At 71.1% G+C, this 15,437-nt stretch carries 16 protein-coding genes and 1 tRNA gene; 13 read left to right on the forward strand and 4 right to left on the reverse strand.

Annotated elements, in window-relative coordinates:
• The 12 genes from ACIOC1_RS18960 (at position 1) to ACIOC1_RS19015 (ending at position 11,695) form a co-directional block, all read left to right on the forward strand.
• Positions 1-627 carry a NuoI/complex I 23 kDa subunit family protein gene (locus tag ACIOC1_RS18960; protein WP_401855493.1) on the forward strand — a complete coding sequence of 209 codons (627 nt, stop codon included), beginning with the start codon at positions 1-3 and terminating at the stop codon, positions 625-627.
• The gene (locus ACIOC1_RS18965; RefSeq protein ID WP_401855495.1) at positions 624-1,280 is read left to right on the forward strand and encodes an NADH-quinone oxidoreductase subunit J; all 657 of its coding nucleotides are present in this window, start codon (positions 624-626) and stop codon (positions 1,278-1,280) included. The genes ACIOC1_RS18960 and ACIOC1_RS18965 overlap by 4 nt, the downstream gene beginning before the upstream one ends.
• Positions 1,280-1,696 carry an NADH-quinone oxidoreductase subunit NuoK gene (gene nuoK / locus ACIOC1_RS18970; protein WP_401723313.1) on the forward strand — a complete coding sequence of 139 codons (417 nt, stop codon included), beginning with the start codon at positions 1,280-1,282 and terminating at the stop codon, positions 1,694-1,696. Before ACIOC1_RS18965 ends, nuoK begins: the two co-directional genes overlap by 1 nt.
• Positions 1,693-3,687 carry an NADH-quinone oxidoreductase subunit L gene (locus ACIOC1_RS18975; protein ID WP_401309127.1) on the forward strand — a complete coding sequence of 665 codons (1,995 nt, stop codon included), beginning with the start codon at positions 1,693-1,695 and terminating at the stop codon, positions 3,685-3,687. The genes nuoK and ACIOC1_RS18975 overlap by 4 nt, the downstream gene beginning before the upstream one ends.
• Positions 3,688-3,694: 7 nt before the next feature.
• Complete coding sequence (locus ACIOC1_RS18980; protein ID WP_401855497.1) at positions 3,695-5,260, forward strand: NuoM family protein; 1,566 nt, start codon at positions 3,695-3,697, stop codon at positions 5,258-5,260.
• A complete protein-coding gene (locus tag ACIOC1_RS18985; protein ID WP_401855499.1) occupies positions 5,260-6,864 on the forward strand; it encodes an NADH-quinone oxidoreductase subunit N in 1,605 nt (534 codons plus the stop codon). Before ACIOC1_RS18980 ends, ACIOC1_RS18985 begins: the two co-directional genes overlap by 1 nt.
• A gap of 196 nt (positions 6,865-7,060) precedes the next feature.
• Positions 7,061-7,918: a zinc metalloprotease HtpX gene (gene htpX, locus ACIOC1_RS18990; RefSeq protein ID WP_401855500.1), complete on the forward strand. Its 858-nt coding sequence runs from the start codon at positions 7,061-7,063 to the stop codon at positions 7,916-7,918.
• A complete protein-coding gene (locus tag ACIOC1_RS18995) occupies positions 7,915-8,307 on the forward strand; it encodes a YccF domain-containing protein (protein ID WP_355340322.1) in 393 nt (130 codons plus the stop codon). Before htpX ends, ACIOC1_RS18995 begins: the two co-directional genes overlap by 4 nt.
• Positions 8,308-8,453: 146 nt before the next feature.
• A complete protein-coding gene (locus ACIOC1_RS19000; RefSeq protein ID WP_355340319.1) occupies positions 8,454-9,359 on the forward strand; it encodes a MarR family transcriptional regulator in 906 nt (301 codons plus the stop codon).
• Positions 9,360-9,525: 166 nt separating this feature from the next.
• A complete protein-coding gene (locus ACIOC1_RS19005) occupies positions 9,526-9,981 on the forward strand; it encodes a peroxiredoxin (RefSeq protein WP_355340316.1) in 456 nt (151 codons plus the stop codon).
• A gap of 134 nt (positions 9,982-10,115) precedes the next feature.
• Entirely contained in the window at positions 10,116-10,781 is a 666-nt protein-coding gene (locus tag ACIOC1_RS19010) for a hemerythrin domain-containing protein (RefSeq protein ID WP_401855504.1), read from the forward strand.
• 194 nt (positions 10,782-10,975) lie between these two features.
• Positions 10,976-11,695 carry a hypothetical protein gene (locus ACIOC1_RS19015; protein WP_391163457.1) on the forward strand — a complete coding sequence of 240 codons (720 nt, stop codon included), beginning with the start codon at positions 10,976-10,978 and terminating at the stop codon, positions 11,693-11,695.
• Between the two features lie 135 nt (positions 11,696-11,830).
• Here the strand turns inward: ACIOC1_RS19015 and ACIOC1_RS19020 are convergent, their stop codons facing one another.
• The 4 genes from ACIOC1_RS19020 to ACIOC1_RS19035 all read right to left on the reverse strand — a co-directional run bounded on the left by ACIOC1_RS19020 (position 11,831) and on the right by ACIOC1_RS19035 (position 15,068).
• Positions 11,831-13,312, reverse strand: coding sequence for a WXG100 family type VII secretion target (locus ACIOC1_RS19020; protein WP_401855507.1), 1,482 nt, complete (start codon positions 13,310-13,312; stop codon positions 11,831-11,833).
• A gap of 3 nt (positions 13,313-13,315) precedes the next feature.
• Entirely contained in the window at positions 13,316-14,059 is a 744-nt protein-coding gene (locus ACIOC1_RS19025; RefSeq protein ID WP_401855509.1) for a hypothetical protein, read from the reverse strand.
• Positions 14,056-14,370 (reverse strand): hypothetical protein, encoded by a 315-nt coding sequence (locus tag ACIOC1_RS19030; protein ID WP_355340301.1) that lies wholly within the window; start codon positions 14,368-14,370, stop codon positions 14,056-14,058. The genes ACIOC1_RS19025 and ACIOC1_RS19030 overlap by 4 nt, the downstream gene beginning before the upstream one ends.
• A 209-nt stretch (positions 14,371-14,579) precedes the next feature.
• Complete coding sequence (locus ACIOC1_RS19035; RefSeq protein ID WP_188284013.1) at positions 14,580-15,068, reverse strand: YajQ family cyclic di-GMP-binding protein; 489 nt, start codon at positions 15,066-15,068, stop codon at positions 14,580-14,582.
• Positions 15,069-15,316: 248 nt separating this feature from the next.
• On the opposite strand from ACIOC1_RS19035, the gene ACIOC1_RS19040 reads away from it, so the two are divergent.
• Positions 15,317-15,398: transfer RNA gene (locus ACIOC1_RS19040), tRNA-Tyr, on the forward strand.
• Positions 15,399-15,437 lie beyond the last annotated feature (39 nt).

The following is a 15,437-nucleotide window of genomic DNA, read 5'->3' on the forward strand; positions in this document are numbered from 1 at the left end:
ATGGCCATCCCCGGAACCGGCCTCGCCAAGGGCCTGGCCGTCACCCTGCGGACGATGACGAAGCGTTCCGTCACCGACCAGTACCCGGACGCGCTGCCCGCACTCCCGCCGCGCTCGCGCGGTGTGATCGCGCTGTTCGAGGAGAACTGCACGGTCTGCATGCTGTGCGCCCGCGAGTGCCCCGACTGGTGCATCTACATCGACTCCCACAAGGAGACGACACCGGCCGCCGCCCCCGGCGGGCGCGAGCGCAGCCGCAATGTGCTGGACCGCTTCGCCATCGACTTCTCGCTGTGCATGTACTGCGGCATCTGCATCGAGGTGTGCCCCTTCGACGCGCTGTTCTGGTCGCCGGAGTTCGAGTACGCCGAGACCGACATCCTCGAACTCACCCACGAGCGCGACAAGCTGCGCGACTGGATGTGGACGGTGCCCGCGCCTCCCGCGCTCGACCCGGCCGCCGAGGAACCCAAGGAGATCGCCGCCGCCCGCAAGGCCGCCGACAAGCTCATCGCTGCCCAGGCCCAGGCCCAGGCAGAAGCCCAGGCCCAGGCCCCGACGGCGACCGACCCGGCGACCGACCCGGCGGCCGAACGACCCTCCGCGCCGGGGGAGGGCGACTCGTGATCGTCCACGAAACCATCCACAGCCAGGGCGGCTTCCTCTCGCCCACCGGCGTCGAGATCGCCTTCCTCCTCATCGGCCTCGTCACTCTCGGCGCGGCCGTCCTGACCGTCACCACCCGGCAGCTCGTGCACGCGGCCCTGTGGCTGGTCGTCGCCCTCGGCGGCCTCGCCGTCGAATACCTGCTGCTCACGGCCGAGTTCATCGCCTGGGTGCAGGTGCTGATCTACGTCGGCTCCGTCGTCGTCCTCCTGCTGTTTGGACTGATGCTGACCAGAGCGCCCATCGGCCGCTCGCCGGACGCCGACTCCGAGAACCGCTGGGTCGCCCTCGGGGTCGCCGTCGCCGCCGCGGTCACCCTGGTGTGGGTGGTCGTGGACGCCTTCCGCTCGACCTGGATCGACCTGCACGGCGTGGTCCAGGGCTCCTCGCACGCCACCGGGCAGACCCTGTTCCGCTTCTGGGTGCTGCCCTTCGAGGCGCTGTCGGTGCTGCTGCTCGCCGCCCTCGTCGGCGCGATCGTCCTCTCCCGCCGCGAGACCGCCGAGGACCGCGCGGGCACCGGGGCCGCGAAGGGCACCGGGACCGGCACGGGCGGCCGCACCCCCACCGGCAGCCCCAGCGGCACCCCCACCGGCCAGGGCAAGGAGAACTGATGCACCTCGTCTACCCGGCCGTCCTCGCCGCCCTCCTCTTCTGCGTCGGTGTCTACGGCGTCCTCGCCCGCCGCAACGCGATCCTCGTCCTGATGTCCGTCGAGCTGATGCTCAACGCCGTCAATCTCAACCTGGTCGCCTTCGACGTGTGGCTGCGCGACACCCTCCACTCCGGCCAGGCCCTCACCCTGTTCACCATCACGATCGCCGCCGCCGAGATCGGTCTCGGCCTGGCGATCGTGCTGCTCGTGTACCGCAACCGCGGCAGCTCCGACATCGACCGGCTCACCGACCTCGCCGAGCCGCCCGAGCACGCGTCGTCCGAGCACGCGTCAGCCGAGCACGCGTCGTCCGAGCACACCGCGTCCGACCCGGACGGCACGGCCGCCGACAAGAAGGCCGAGGCCGCCGCGTGACCCTGACCGCCCTTGCCGCGCTCGTCCCCCTCCTGCCCTTCCTCGGCGCGGTCACCGGACTCCTGCTCGGCCGGCGCGCACCCGGCTTCGTACGCCCGCTGGCCGTACTGCCCACCGCCACCGCCTTCGTCCTGGCCGCGGTCGTCGCCGCCCGCCAGGGCACCGGCGCGCCGACCGACGCCGTCCACAAGCTCACCGACACCGGCTCCGCGCCCGTCTACCTCGCCCTGCACCTGGACGGCTTCGCGGTCCTGATCGCCGTCCTCGTCGGCCTCGTCGCCACCTGCGTCCAGCTCTACTCCACCGCCTATCTGCGCGACGACCCGCGCTATCCCTCGTACGCCGCCCTCGTCTCGCTGTTCACCGCCGCCATGTTCCTCGTCGTCTACTCGGGCGACCTGATGGTGCTGCTGGTCGGCTGGGAGATCATGGGCATCTGCTCGTACTTCCTGGTCGGGCACTACTGGGAGACCGAGGCCGCCAGGACGGCGTCGATCAAGGCGTTCCTGGTCACCAAGCTCGGCGACGTCCCCTTCCTCATCGGGGTGTTCGCGCTCGCCGCCGACGCCGGGACCTTCCGGATCAGCGGCATCCTCTCCGCCGCGGCGGACGGCCGGCTCCACCACCCCACGGTGATCGCGCTGCTGCTGCTCGCCGGGGTCGCGGGCAAGTCCGCGCAGTTCCCGCTGCACACCTGGCTGCCCGACGCGATGGCCGGTCCCACCCCGGTCTCCGCGCTGATCCACGCCGCCACCATGGTCGCCGCCGGCATCTATCTCGTGGCCAGGCTGCTGCCGGTGTTCACCGCGTCCGCCGCCGCGCTGGCCGTCCTCGCCGTGATGGCCGCCGTCACCATGATCGGCTCGGGCCTGGCCGCCCTCGCCCAGGACGACATCAAACGCGTGCTGGCGTACTCCACCATCGGCCAGCTCGGCTACATGGCGGGCGCCCTGGCCGTCGCCGACCGCGACGCCGCCGTCTTCCACCTCCTGTCGCACGGCGCCTTCAAGGCGCTGCTCTTCCTCGGCGCGGGCGTCGTCATCCACGCGGCGGGCACCAACTCGCTCACCGCGATGTCCCGCATGGGCTCGCTCGCCAAGCGCGTCCCCGACGCCATGTGGACGATGGGCATCGCCCTCGCCGCCCTCGCGGCCCTCCCTCCGCTGTCCGGCTTCTTCTCCAAGGAGTCCGTGCTGCGCGCCGCCGAGCACGCCTCGGCCGGGCACACCGCGCACGTCCCCTCGGCCGTCGGCTGGACCGTCTTCGTCGCGGGACTGACCGCCGCCGTCCTGACCGCCGGATACGCCACCCGGCTGTTCCTGCTGGCTTTCCGCGGCAGCGGCCCCGAGGCCCCCGACCACGGCAGGCAGCCGGTCGTGATGACCTCCGTGCTGTGGGTGCTGGCCGTCCCCACCATCGCCTTCGGCGGCCTCGCCTACCGCGAGCTGCCCGACTGGTTCGGCGGCGCCCCGCTCGGCCCCACCCTGATCACCTCCGTCCTCGGCACCGGCCTGGCCCTGGTCGGCGTCCTGATCACCTACGGCGCCTGGAAGGCGGCCACCGCCACCCGCCTCGCCGTCCCCGTCGGAGCCGTCGTCACCGCCGACGGCGACCCCGGCGCGGAACCCGCCCTCGTCGAGGCCGAGGCCACCGCCACCCACGAGGCGATCTACGGCGACATCGCGTCCGCCGACGACCCGGGCGACCCCGGCCGTCTGCTGCTGGGCAGGCTGCACCGCCACGCGGCCCACGGCTTCCACCTCGACGCCCTCTACACCGCGCTGTTCGTGCGCCCCGTGCTGGCCGCCGCGCAACTCGTCCGCTTCCTGGACCGCGAGGTCATCGAGACCTACGTCCGCGGCGCGGGCGGCACCCCCCGGCTGCTCGGCGCGGCCGTCCGCAAGGCCCAGACCGGAAACGTCCAGACCTACCTCAGCGCGCTGCTGGCCGGTGCGGTCGTCCTCGCCGTCCTCGTCGCCGTCGGAGGCTGAGCCCGAAGTGAACGACACCGCCCTCCAGTACGTCCTCGCGGCACTCCTCGTGCTGCCGCTGCTCGGCGCGGTCGGCGCCCTGCTCCCGCCGCCGCCCGGCCTGAAGGGCCGTGACCCCGGCCAGGCCGTCCTGCGGCACGGCGTCACCGTCACCGGCGCCGTACTCGTCCTGGCGATCGTCCTCGCGGCCGGCTTCGACCACGACCACCCCGCCAGGACCCAGGCCACCACCGACCTCAACTGGATCCCCGCGCTCAAGATCCATCTCCACCTCGGCGTCGACGGCATCTCGCTCCCCCTCCTCGTCCTGACCGCGCTGCTGACCTTCCTCTGCGCGCTCTACAGCTACTTCAAAATGCCCGCGGGCCCCGGCCCCAAGGCGTTCGTCGCCCTGCTGCTGCTCCTGGAAGCGGGCACGCTGGCGACCTTCGCCGTGCTCGACCTGATGCTGTTCTTCCTCGCCTTCGAGACGGTCCTCATCCCGATGTACTTCCTCATCGCCCGCTGGGGCGGCGGGGACCGCGAGCGATCCGCACTGCGCTTCATCGTCTACACCCTCCTCGGCTCCGTGATCATGCTGCTCGGCCTGCTCCTCATCGGCGTGAAGGCGGGCACATTCGACATGGTGGCACTCGCCACTGACAACGGGTCATCGCTCAGTCACTCCACGCAACTGATCGCGGTCCTCGCGATCGGCCTCGGCCTGGCCGTGAAGGCCCCGATGTGGCCGCTGCACAGCTGGCTGCCCGACGCCCACACCGCCGCCCCCACCGTCGGATCGGTGCTGCTCGCGGGCGTGCTGCTGAAGATGGGCACCTACGGCCTGGTCCGGATCGTCCTGCCGATGACCCCCGACGGCATCCACACCTTCGCCCCCTACCTGGCCGCCTTCGCCGTCGTCGGCATCGTCTACGGCTCGCTCGCCTGCCTCGCGCTGGCCCGCCGGGGCAACGGCGGCGACCTCAAACGGCTGATCGCGTACTCCTCCGTCGGCCACATGGGTTTCGTCCTGCTCGGCATCGCCTCCCTGACCCCCACCGGCGTCAACGGCGCGCTCTTCGCCAACATCGCCCACGGCCTCATCACCGGCCTGCTGTTCTTCCTGGTCGGCGCCCTGAAGGACCGATACGGCTCCAGCGACCTCGACACCCTCGCAGGCGCCACGGGAGCCGCGCTCTACGGCAAGGCGCCGCGCCTGGGCGGCCTGGTCGCCTTCGCCGCCGTCGCCTCCCTCGGACTGCCGGGCCTGGCCGGATTCTGGGGCGAGATGCTGTCGATGTTCGGCGCCTTCAAACCCGCCGCGGGCCTCAGCCGCCCCGCCTATCTGACCTTCACCGCCGTCGCCGCCTTCGGCACCCTGCTCACCGCCGCCTACCTGCTGGTCGTGGTCCGCCGGGTCTGCATGGGCGACCGCGAGACCGTCGACGCGCAGCCCGCGCTCGCCGACGTCCAGGCGTACGAATTCGCCGCCTGGACGCCGCTCGCCGCGCTCACCGTCCTGGCCGGACTGTGGCCCGCCGTCCTGCTCGGCCTCACCGATCCGGCCGTGCACACCCTCCTCGGAGGCAACTGATGCCGTCCCTCGTGCAGTCCGTCGACTGGACGGCGCTCGCCCCCGCCGCCATCCCGGCGGTCCTCGCCCTCGTCGTCCTGGTCGCCGACCTCTTCCTGCCCAAGGCCCGCAAGGAACTGCTGGCCTGGATCACCGTCGCGGGACTCGTCCTGGCCGCACTGGCCCTGATCCCGCTGCGGGCGGGCCGCCACGCCACCTTCTGCGTGACGGTCGTGCACCCCGGCACCGCCGCCGACCTCCCCGCGGGCGGCGGCGGGTGCTCGTACGCGGCCGACCACTTCACCCTGGTCATCCAGGCCCTGGTGCTCGGCGGCGCGCTGCTCACGGCCCTGCTCTCGGTCAACACCCAGGACGACCTCCCGGCGGGCGAGTACTGGTTCCTGCTGCTCGCCTCCGCCTCCGGTGCCGCGCTGCTGCCCGCCTCCCGCGACCTGGCGACCCTGATCGTCGCCCTCGAGGTCGCCACCCTGCCCGCCTTCGCGCTGGTCGGCCTGCGGCGCGGCGACAAGCTGTCCAGCGAGGCCGCGCTCAAGTTCTTCCTGTCCTCGGTGACCGCGACCGCCGTCTCACTGCTCGGCATCAGCTTCGTCTACGCGGCCACCGGCACCATGCACCTGGCCGCCGTCGCCGACGGCCTCACGCACGCGCCCGCGCAACTCGTCACCATGGCGAAGGTCGGCGCGGCCCTCACTCTGGTGGGGTTCGCCTTCAAACTCGCCGCGGCCCCCTTTCACTTCTGGGTGCCCGACACCTACGCGGGCGCGCCGCTGCCGGTCGCCGCGTATCTGTCGGTGGTCGGCAAGGCCGCCGGTTTCTCCGGCCTGATCCTGGTGTCGGTCATCGCCTTCAAGCCCTACCACGACGTGTGGGGCCCGGCCTTCGGCGTACTGGCCGCGCTCACCATGACCGTCGGGAACGTCGGCGCGCTCCGGCAGCGGCCCGGCGTGCCGCGCGGCGCCGTACGCCTGCTGGCCTGGTCGTCCATCGGCCAGGCGGGTTATCTGCTGGTGCCGCTGGCCGCCGCGTCCTCCGCCGCCGACCCGGCGCACGAGATCGGCACCACCGTCGCGTACGCCCTGATGTACGCGGTGGTGAACCTCGGCGCCTTCGCCGTGGCCGCCCTCGTCTCGCGCACCGCCCCGCAGGGCCGGCTCAGCGACTACCGGGGCCTGTACGCGACCCGCCCGCTGGCCGCCCTCGCGCTCGGCTTCTTCCTGCTGTGCCTGGCCGGACTGCCGCCCGGCGTCATCGGCCTGTTCGCCAAGGTCGCCGTCTTCTCCTCCGCCGTCGGCACCCAGCACGGCTGGCTCGCGGTGATCATGGCCGTCAACGTCGTCATCGCGCTCGTGTACTACCTGCGCTGGACGGCGCTGCTCTTCACCCGCCCCGAGGGCGCCCCCGAGCAATCCCCGAGCGCGGTCACGACCGGCGGAGCGACCGGCGGCGCGAGCGGCGTCACGACCGGCGGCGCGCTCGCGGCCGTACCCGTCGCCCGTACGCCCGTCGGCCTCGTCGCCGCCATCACGCTGACCGCGCTGGCCGGGGTCGCACTGTCCGGCGCGCCGCAGCTCGTCCTGCGGTACGCGCAGGGCTCGCTGTTCTGACCGGGCCCTCCCTCCGCCCCTCTGACCAGCACGTCCGTCCCCGGCCCCGACCGGCCGGGGGCCGTATCCGTACGCCCCGCGCCGGTAGCGCTGCGTGCGCATAAGGGAACTAGCGGCGCTCGGGTGGCGTTGTTGTGGGCAGGAGGTTCTCCTAGGGGGAGAGGTTCCCCCCGACGCACACTTTGGAGGGCGCACCGTGCACCGCCGGCACAACGGGTTGAAGACCGCCGTACTCCTCGGCGGTCTGTCGGCCCTCATCCTGGTCATCGGCAGCTTCTTCGGCCGGACCGGACTCATCGTGGCCCTGGTCATCGCGGTGGGGACGAACGCGTACGCGTACTGGAACAGCGACAAGCTGGCTCTACGCGCGATGCGCGCCCGCCCCGTCAGCGAATTCGAGGCGCCCGAGCTGTACCGGATCGTGCGCGAGCTCTCGACCACCGCCCGCGAGCCCATGCCCCGGCTGTACATCTCGCCCACCGAGGCGCCGAACGCCTTCGCGACCGGCCGCAATCCGCGCAACGCGGCGGTCTGCTGCACCCAGGGCATCCTGGCCATCCTCGACGAGCGCGAGCTGCGCGGCGTCCTCGGCCACGAGCTGAGCCACGTCTACAACCGCGACATCCTCATCTCCTCGATCGCGGGCGCGCTCGCCTCCGTGGTGATGTTCCTGGTCAACTTCGCGTGGCTGGTCCCGATCGGCCGCTCCGACGACGACGAGGGCCCCGGCATCCTCGGCATGCTGCTGCTGATGATCCTCGGCCCGCTGGCCGCCTCGGTCATCCAGTTGGCCGTCTCCCGCTCGCGGGAGTACGAGGCCGACGCCTCGGGCGCGCGCCTGACCGGCGACCCGCTGGCCCTGGCCTCCGCGCTGCGCAAGCTCGAAACGGGCACACAGCAGCGGCCCCTCGCGCCCGAACCGCGCCTGGAGACCGCCAGCCATATGATGATCGCCAGTCCATTCCGCGCGGGCGACGTCTCCAAGCTCTTCTCGACCCATCCCCCGATGGCAGAACGCATCTCCCGCCTCGAAGACATGGCAGGCCACCGGTGAAGACCATCCTGAACGTCATCTGGCTCATCCTCTGCGGTGTGTGGATGTTCCTCGGCTACGTCCTGGCAGGGGCACTCCTCTGCGTCACGATCATCGGCATCCCGTTCGGCATCGCCGCCTTCCGCATCGGCGTCTACGCGCTCTGGCCGTTCGGCTACACCGCGGTCGAGCGCCGGGACGCGGGCACGGGCTCCTTCGTCGGCAATGTGCTGTGGGTGATCCTCGCGGGCTGGTGGCTGGCCCTCGGCCACATCGTCACCGGCGTGCTGCTCTGCGTCACGATCATCGGCATCCCGTTCGGCATCGCCAACTTCAAGCTGATCCCGCTGTCGCTCATGCCCCTGGGCAAGGAGATCGTGCCGACCGACCGGCCGTTCGCCTCGCGCTGAGCGCCTCCCGGCCGTCCGCCGCGCCGAGCGCCTTCGGGCCGCCCCTCGGGCCGAGTGCCTTCGGGCCGAGCGCCTTCCGGCCGTCCGCCGTACCTGACGGCCGGTCAGGTGGCCGTCCCTGCTACCCTCACCTGCGGAGGTGCCGGGTGGACGACTACGCGCTCAGTGTCGAGACGGCGGACGCCGAACTGCCGCCCGCCCTCGCCGTCTACGCGGCGCATCTTCTGCGCCGCGCACACATCCGCGCCAACCGGGTCGCCGATCACCTCGCCCCGGAATTCGGCGTCGCGGCGGGCCAAGGCGCCTCAGGCGCGCGCGACTTCCAGATACTCGACGCGCTCGACGCCCCCGTCACGTACTCCCAGCAGGATCTCGGCGAGCGGCTCGGCATCAACCGCACCACCATGGTCAAGCTGATCGACCGGCTGGAGCAGGCGGGCCAGGTCACCCGCGCCCGCAACCCCGGCGACCGCCGCTCGTACGTCCTCGCCCTCACCGACGACGGCCGCAGCGCCGTCAAGGCCATGGAACCCGCGATGGCCGCGGGCGACGACCACCTCACCGCGGCCCTGACCGCCGCGGAACGCGTCCGCCTCGACGCGCTGCTGAGCACCCTGCTGGCCCGTACCCCGCCCGAGCGCGGTGTACGGCGTACGAGCCCGCTGATCGCCCAGGCGCACCATTTCGTACGGCGCCGGATCGAGGACGCGCTGACCGACGTCGGCCTCCAGGCGCGGCATTTCGGCGCGCTCACCGTCCTGGCCGACGAGGCGAGTTCGCAGCAGCGGCTCGCCCGGCGGCTCGGCATCAGCGAGCAGGCGATCCTCCAGATCGTCGACGACCTGGAGAGCGCGGGCCGGGTGGTGCGCGAGCGCGACCCGCGCGACCGGCGGCGGTACGCGCTGCGGCTGACCGACGCGGGGCGCGACGCGCTGGCCACCGCCCGGCGGGCCGTCGAGGCCGCCGAGACCGACATGGGCACGAGGCTCGGCACCGACGGCCGGGCGGAGTTGAAGGCGCTGCTCACGAAGATGCTGCGCGCGGACGTCTGACCACCGGCTGTCGCGCGCGGGCCGCCCGTACCGCCGTACCGTTTCCGCCCCCGACGCCCCTCGCGGACCGTGTCCCCCGACCCGCATCCCCGACCGCATTCCCGACCCGCATCCCCGGCCCGCATCCCCGACCGCATTCCCGACCGCATCCCACCGAGGAGACGTCATGGCCATTCTTCACGTCGGCGCCAAGGCACCGGACTTCACCCTTCCCGACCAGACGGGCAAGCCCGTCACGCTCAGCGATGTGCTGGGCGAGAAGGTCGTGGTGCTGTACTTCTACCCGAAGGACAACACCAGCGGCTGCACCACCGAGGCGTGCAGCTTCCGTGACAGCTACGAGAGCTTCACCGACGCGGGCGCCGAGGTGATCGGCGTCAGCTCCGACTCGGTCGAGACGCACGAGAAGTTCGCCGGCCGCCACGAACTGCCCTTCATCCTGCTCGCCGACACCGACAAGGCCGTCCGCAAGCAGTACGGCGCCACGAGCCTGGGCGTCGTGCCCGGCCGCGTCACCTTCGTCATCGACCGCGAGGGCGTCGTCCGGCACGCGTTCTCCTCGATGATGAACATCGGCGGGCACATCGGGGACGCGCTGAAGGTGGTCAAGGAGCTTCAGTAGCCGCTCGGTTCGGCCCGGAAATGGTTCAACTCCCGGATAGATATACGGATTGACGATTCGGCAGGCTGACTATAGCCTCGGTGTGGCGATTCCTCCTGATCCACTGGTTCACCTAGTTCCAGGGAGACACGTTGATGACCACTCCGCACCAGCCGGGCGAGACCGTCGATCTGACGATGATGTACGCCTTCCACGACGGACTGCGGCGCGACGTGGCGATCATCGCCAAGTCCGCCGCCGTCACGGGCGACGACCCGTCCCGGCTCACCGCCACCCACTTCGGGTGGGATCTGTTCAAGAGGTTCCTGACCATCCATCACACGGCCGAGGACGACGTCCTGTGGCCGAAGCTGCGCGGCCAGTTCGCCGGCCGCCCCGACGACCTCGAACTCCTTGAGGCGATGGAGGCGGAACACGACCGGATCGACCCGCTGATCGCCGCGATCGACGCGGCGCTCGCCGACGAACAGGGCGGCCACACCGCCCTCGGCGACGCCGCCGACGCCTTCGCCACCGAACTGAACGCCCACCTCAGCCACGAGGAGAGCGACGCGCTGCCGCTCATCGAGCGCGAACTGTCCCCGGCCGACTGGGCCTTGTTCGCCGACAGCCAGCGCAATCAGATCGGCCTCGGCCTCGCGCCGCGCTACATCCCGTGGCTGCTCGACGGCGCCACCCCCGAGCGCGTCGCCGAAGTCCTGGCGATCTTCCCCCCGCCGCTGGCCGCCCAGTACCGCACGGCCTGGAAGCAGCAGTACGCCGAACTCAACCCGTGGGCGGCCGACTACGGCAGGCCGTGACGTACCGCGCCGTCGGTTCAGCCCCTCGGCCGGGCCCGTCGCTTGAGCCCCTCGGTCCAGCCCTCGGTTCAGCCCTCGCTTGCGCCCTCGCTTGAGCCTGCGCTCGAGCCCGCGCCGCCGGAGACCCGCACTGCTAGGGTCGAACGCCGACGGCCGGACCCGATGGCCGCACCCACACCCGAGGGGGAATTCCCGTGCCTGCTGGGGCCTACGAGGGTGCGCCGCGCGACGGCGTGACGTACGAGGGCGTGACGCACGACGGGGTGACGTACGAGGGCGCGGTCGCGGAACCGGCGACGCGCGAGTGGTGCGCGCGGTCCCGCGGGCGGCTGCGGGCGCTGCTGATCGTCAGCGCCGCGGGCATCCCCGGCTGGGCCCTGGTCTTCGCCTTCCTCGACGTCTTCCTCGACATCGACGTCACCTGGCTCGCGTACGTCCTCATGACGGCCTCGATGCTCGGCCTCGGCTGGTGGGCCCTGATACAGCCGCGCTACAAGCGGTACTGGCGGGTCCTTCAGGTCTACCCCTGGCAGCGCCTGGACGGCGTCGCCCAAGTGGCCGATAACGGCGTGCCGTTCTTCCGACTGCCTGTGCCCGACAACCCGGACAAGGACGTGAGCATCCGGGTCCGCTTCCCCGACGTCCGCCGCTGGCGGCGGGTGCTCGGAGAGAACGCCAAGCGCGAGGTCTGGTTCGCGGGCGACCCCAGGATCGGGGGAGTGCTCGCGCTGCCGGGGCCGCGCGGGGTGAGCCTGGTCAGGCAGGGCGGGGCCGCCGGAGCCGCCGAGCGGACCGATGAGGCCCGCGGCGGCGGCCCGGCGATCCGGGACATCGGCGATGAGGCGCTGCGCCGGGCGCGGGCCGCCGGTTTCGGCGACCCGCGGTACGACGTGGCCGTACGGCGCGGCTCGTAGCGGTCGCGGGCCCCGGTCTGTCCGGCTCCTGGTCTGTCCGGCCTCTGGTCTGTCCGGCCTCTGGTCTGTCCGGCCCCCGGTCCGTCCGGCTCCTGGCGGTGAACCGGACCCGGCCCGCTCGGGTGAACGTCCCGCTCAGTGCCGGCCGGTGCGGTAGCCGCCGCCCGAGTTGCCGAAGCCGGTGAGCGTGCCGAAGCCGATGTTCTCGATGGTGAAGTCCTTGCCGAAGACCGTGCTCTTGACGGTCTCCTTCGTCACCGACGTCACCAGCCCCTTCGTGGCGCCGATGAGCGTCTTTCCGCGCTGCGTCAGGCCGTTCATGTCCATCGACAGGTGGCCCAGCGCCCGGCGTTCGGCGCCCGACATCGCGGAGATCGGGCCGCTGTAGTAGAGCCGGGGGATCTTGGCGAAGCCCTTGTCGACCAGCGGGGAGAGCCCGGCGCCGATGGTGTTGCCCGCGACGTTGGCCAGGAAGTTCTTCTTGACGTTCGTCCAGCCGCCGTTCATGGCGTCCTTGAGGGTGTCCTTGCCCAGGCCCTTGGCGAAGCCGAAGGCGACCTTGCGGAATCCGCTGAGGTCTTCGCCGTACTTCCACACCTTGATGACGTTCTGGTACTTCCGCTCGGCCTGGAGGATCTTCACCGCCCACTTCAGCTTGCCGATCTCACCCGCCTTGACCAGCATGCTGACCTTGCCCATCACCGGGATGCAGTCCAGCGCGGCGAACAGCAGATCGCCCCAACCCGCCTTGCCCTGAATGAATTTCACCAAGGTGTCGGCGAAGACCAGCAAGGCCGCGGCCAGCACGATCCAGGCCAGCGGGCCGCCGATGAACAGCAGCAGGATGCCGCCGATGGCGACGATCACCTTGAGGATCGGAAGGATGACGCTCCACGCCTTGACCAGGAAGTCTCCGAGCTTCTGGTACCACTTCTTGTTGTGGATGCCGACGTCGGAGGCGTGGTCGAGGTCCTTCTTGAGGACGTCCACCGCCGTGCCGTGGTTGGTCCCGGCGTCCTGCGCCTTCTTGCGCAGCTCGGCCAACTGCTGCTGAATCCCGGAGACCTGGCCCGCGACCTGGTTCTTGTGGGCGTCGGCCTGCTGGGCGTTGCGGACCGCCTGACGGACCTTGTCCGGGTCGGGCGGCGGTACGTTCCCGCCGGCGCTTCCGGCTGATCCCTTGGAGCCGTCGAGCTTCGCCTTGGCGTCGCCCGCCGTGGTCGCGTCGACCTGCGCGCGGGCCAACTCGGTCTGCTTCGCTGCCAGATCGTTGCGCAGCAGGCGCGCCTGGGACAACGCGCCGTCAGCGGTGGACTGTTCGGTCTCCACCGAGTCGGCGAAGGTCACCAAGGCGTCGCCGGCCGCGCCGTAGGAGTCGTGGAGCTTGCCCAACTGCCCCGGCAGCTTGTCAATTTGGCCGCGGAACGCCTCGGCTGCCTTGCCGTTCCACTCGGCGAGCGCCTGGTCCTTGGCCGCGCTGCTGAGCAGCGAGTGCACGGTCGCCACGTCCTCGGCGAAGGTCTGGAAGCGCCTGCCCTCGGCCCTGATCTCGTAGACGTCACCGGGAGTCGGGTCGCTGTCGAGGTCGAGATTGTGCCAGTCAGTGGGTCGGGTCACGGCTCAGCTCACCCTCTCGGCGGACCCGACGGAGGGGTCGTCGTCGGCGTACACGAAGCGGAAGGTCTCGGTGATGCCGTCGAACAGCTCCAGCATCGGCTCGGCGAGGGCGAGTTGGGAGGTCGCCCCGCTGATCACCGCGACCCGAGGGTCGCCGCCGGGGAACGGTACGAAGGTCTGCATCAGCACCATCCGGACCGTACGGTCGTCGTCCGGCAGCTCGATGTCGTCGATCCCCTCGCTGCGCGCGGCGGAACCCGCGTCCGGCAGCTCCACCAGCTTGATCCGGCGCCACGGGTCGGTCGGCCTGCGGCCCGCGGCGACCGGCTTGAGCGCCGCCACCAGCGCCGCCAGATTGCCGCCCGCCCCGCCCGTCCCGCCTGCCCCTCCTGCCCCGCCGCCGGGCCGATCGCCGTCCGCCGTGCCGTCCGCCCGGTCGTCGGCTTCCAGGACCGCGATCGTGACGCTCGCCGTCAGCGGTGCCTCGTCGCTCAGGTCGGCCAGGGCGCCGAAGTACAGCACCCCGGTCTGCCACGCCTCGTCGGCCGTACGGGTCAGCGTGCGGATGAGCGCCGTCCTGGAGTCGGCCAACTCCGGCCGTTCCTGGACCCGTTCGCGTACGACCTCACGTATCGACGCGTCGCGCGTGGCCGGATGGATGTCGAACTCGTACCAGGAGCTGGGCACCAGGATGTTCACCCCGCGCACCGGCGACGTGCCGGAGGGGGCGGAAGAGGACACGGTCACGGCTGACCGCCGCCCTCGTGCTTGGCCAGCGCGTCCTTCAGCTCCTGGTCGGTCTTGGTGAGCTCGTCCACGACGGCCTGCGCCATCTTCGCGACGCTCTCCAGACCGCTGTCGATCTCCTTACGGCCGTCCTTCCAGCCGTGCATGAAACCGTCGAGCGCGTCATGCGCCCTGGACGAGCCCAACTCCCCGTTGCCGAGGGCGCGATCGACCTGCCCGGTGTCGTCCATCCGCGTCTTGACCGATCTCAGCCCCGTCGCCAGGTCGCTGAGCCCGATCAGACTTATCGTCAGATCTCCTTTGGCGGACATGCCTGGTACTTCCCCGTTCCCCGTTGCCTGTCTTGGCCAGGCAGCCTATCGCCGGGGGCGCGGGCGCCACAGGGATTCGGCGGCCACGGGGATGGGGGCGGCCACAGGGGTGCGGCGTCCGCAGGGATGGGGGCGGCCACGGGGATGCGGCGTCCGCAGGGGAACCGGCGGGAGGGCCGCGACGCGGGCCGCGGCCTCCCGGCGTGGAATCAGCGGTAGTTGACGAACTGGAGGGCGAAGTCGAGGTCCTTGCCCTTGAGCAGGGCCTGGACGGACTGGAGGTCGTCGCGGCTCTTGGAGCTGACGCGCAGCTCCTCGCCCTGGACCTGGGCCTTGACGCCCTTGGGACCCTCGTCCCTGATGATCTTCGCGACCTTCTTGGCGTTCTCCTGGGAGATGCCTTCCTCGATCGAGGCGAAGATCTTGTACTCCTTGCCGGAGAGCTGCGGCTCGCCCGCGTCCAGCGCCTTCAGCGAGATTCCCCGCTTGACCAGCTTGGTCTCGAAGACGTCCAGGATCGCCTTGACGCGCTCCTCGGAGTTCGCCTCCATCAGGATCTTCTCGCCCGACCAGGCGATCGAGGCCCCGACGTTCTTGAAGTCGTACCGCTGCGAGATCTCCTTGGCGGCCTGGTTGAGGGCGTTGTCGACCTCCTGCCGCTCGACCTTCGAGACGATGTCGAAACTGGAGTCGGCCATCTTCAGTGGGCTCCTTGGGTATCGCTTGTCTGTCTTCCATCACATCCGCGGCCCGATCCCCGGACCACCATCCCCAAAGACTAGGGCCTGTCGTGTGGATCTCCGCGGGGAAGGAGCGGTGTCCGGTGCGCGCGGACACAAGGCGGAGGCGGTGATCAATCCGGTGGCGAACCACCCCTCCGGATCGGGTATCGTTTACGTCGTCGCCACGGCACCCCGCACCCAGCGGATCCGCGGCTTCATCCCATGGCGGTATGCCCGAGTGGCCAATGGGAACGGACTGTAAATCCGTCGGCTATGCCTACCGTGGTTCGAATCCACGTGCCGCCACATGATGAGAACGGCCCCCCGGCCTGCTGAAGAGCAGGG

It is taken from the genome of Streptomyces sp. NPDC088197 (assembly GCF_044741185.1).
Classification (GTDB): Bacteria; Actinomycetota; Actinomycetes; order Streptomycetales; family Streptomycetaceae; genus Actinacidiphila.

What these genes read in the sequence shown, in the direction of transcription:
- ACIOC1_RS18960 (WP_401855493.1), top strand. Translation starts at nt 1, where the DNA reads ATGGCCATCCCCGGAACCGGCCTCGCCAAGGGCCTGGCCGTCACCCTG.
- nuoK (WP_401723313.1), top strand. Translation starts at nt 1,280, where the DNA reads ATGCACCTCGTCTACCCGGCCGTCCTCGCCGCCCTCCTCTTCTGCGTC.
- ACIOC1_RS18985 (WP_401855499.1), top strand. Translation starts at nt 5,260, where the DNA reads ATGCCGTCCCTCGTGCAGTCCGTCGACTGGACGGCGCTCGCCCCCGCC.
- ACIOC1_RS19005 (WP_355340316.1), top strand. Translation starts at nt 9,526, where the DNA reads ATGGCCATTCTTCACGTCGGCGCCAAGGCACCGGACTTCACCCTTCCC.
- ACIOC1_RS19010 (WP_401855504.1), top strand. Translation starts at nt 10,116, where the DNA reads ATGACCACTCCGCACCAGCCGGGCGAGACCGTCGATCTGACGATGATG.
- ACIOC1_RS19030 (WP_355340301.1), bottom strand. Translation starts at nt 14,370, where the DNA reads ATGTCCGCCAAAGGAGATCTGACGATAAGTCTGATCGGGCTCAGCGAC.
- ACIOC1_RS19035 (WP_188284013.1), bottom strand. Translation starts at nt 15,068, where the DNA reads ATGGCCGACTCCAGTTTCGACATCGTCTCGAAGGTCGAGCGGCAGGAG.